This window comes from Eubacterium ramulus (assembly GCF_003122485.1).
Taxonomy (GTDB): domain Bacteria; phylum Bacillota; class Clostridia; order Lachnospirales; family Lachnospiraceae; genus Eubacterium_I; species Eubacterium_I ramulus_A.
In genome coordinates, this window is record NZ_JRFU01000171.1 from 1 (window position 1) to 1,676 (window position 1,676).

The 1,676-nt window shown below is 33.5% G+C and carries 1 protein-coding gene; it reads left to right on the forward strand.

Annotation, left to right across the window (positions count from 1 at the left end):
• Positions 1-74 precede the first annotated feature (74 nt).
• Positions 75-1,541, forward strand: a complete 1,467-nt coding sequence (locus tag LG34_RS14160; RefSeq protein ID WP_109215143.1) for an IS1182 family transposase — start codon at positions 75-77, stop codon at positions 1,539-1,541.
• The last annotated feature ends 135 nt before the right edge of the window (positions 1,542-1,676 follow it).

Sequence of the window (1,676 nt, forward strand, 5' to 3'; positions counted from 1 at the left end):
GGACGCCACTGAAAAAGTGGTCGTAAAATCATATATCTGATATAATTAAGGTATCATAATTGTCGGAGGTTGAAATGTTATCATCCCAACTTAAACTTGGCCTTAGTTATTATTCAGATTTATATGACATGATTGTTCCAAAAGATCATATTCTAAGAAAAATCAGGGAATTGGTCGATTTTTCTTTTATATATGATGAATTAAAAAATAAATATTGCCTTGATAATGGACGTAATGCAAAAAACCCTATATTGCTATTTAAATATCTGCTTTTAAAATATCTTTATAACCTTTCTGATAATGGTGTTGTTGAAAGATCACGATATGATATGTCTTTTAAATATTTTCTGGAATTAACGCCAGAAGAAGAGGTTATCCATCCTAGTCTTTTAACCAAATTCAGAAAGCAGCGTTTAAAAGATGAAAATATACTTGATCTGCTCATAAATAAAAGTGTAGAACTTGCCATAAATCAAGGTGTTTTAAAAAGCAATACTATAATTGTTGACTCAACTCATACAGAAGCCCGTTATCATAAAACTACTCAGAGAGAAATGTTGAAAAAAGCCTCTACTTCTTTAAAAGCAGCTTTAAAAGATTCTGATAAAGACATTTATCTGCCAGATGAACCTGAAAAACGAGCTTCTTTAGATGAGTATAATGAATACTGTCATGAATTATTAAACACAGTTCAGGAAAGTCCGTATTCAGAACTGCCAACGATTAAAGAAGAATCTTCTATGTTATCCGAAATTTTGGATAATCAGATTGATTGTTATGATCAATCCATTGACCCGGATGCCCGGATTGGCCATAAAACGGTCAATTCTTCTTTTTACGGATACAAAACTCATTTGGCCATGACAGATGAACGGATTATCACAGCAGCAACAATCACATCCGGCGAAGCATTTGATGGTCAGGAACTTCCAGTACTGGTTCAAAAAAGTAAAGTAGCAGGTGCAACCGTTAATGAAGTAATAGCAGATACCGCATATTCCACACTGGAAAATTTAAAAGACGCACAAAGCAATGACTATAAATTAATTTCAAAGCTTAACCCGAGCATCATAAAAGGGACTCGTTCAGAGGACGGCTTTATCTTTAATAAAGATGCGGATACCATGCAGTGCCCAGCGGGGCATTTGGCTATAAAATATCGAATTGACAAACGTAGTAATCAGAAAAAGAATACACGTATCAAATATTTTTTCGATATTAATAAATGCCATGTCTGTCCTTATCGTAATGGCTGCTATAAAGAAAATGCAAAAACCAAAACGTATAGTATCACTATTAAATCGGATTATCATAAAAATCAAGAAGCGTTTCAAAAAACACAATATTTCAAGGAACGTTTCAAAACCCGCTATATGATAGAGGCAAAAAATAGTGAATTAAAAAATATACACGGATATAGTCGTTGTGATGCTGCTGGACTATCAAACATGCAACTTCAAGGAGCAGTATCAATATTTGCAGTCAATTTAAAACGAATTTTAAAACTAAAGGGAGAAGTCTGCCCAAATGAGGAAGAATAGGAAAATTCATCTCTCAAAAGGGTAGATTTTGCATCCCTCAAAACACTATTTTAGCAATATTTTATTATCAAGGAACATTTTTTCACATATTTGACGCCCTGCGATACTAAACTTACCACTTTTTCAGTGGCGTCC

Bases quoted from the DNA above. Each gene is read 5' to 3' on its own strand.
- LG34_RS14160 (WP_109215143.1), top strand. From the start codon at position 75: ATGTTATCATCCCAACTTAAACTTGGCCTTAGTTATTATTCAGATTTA.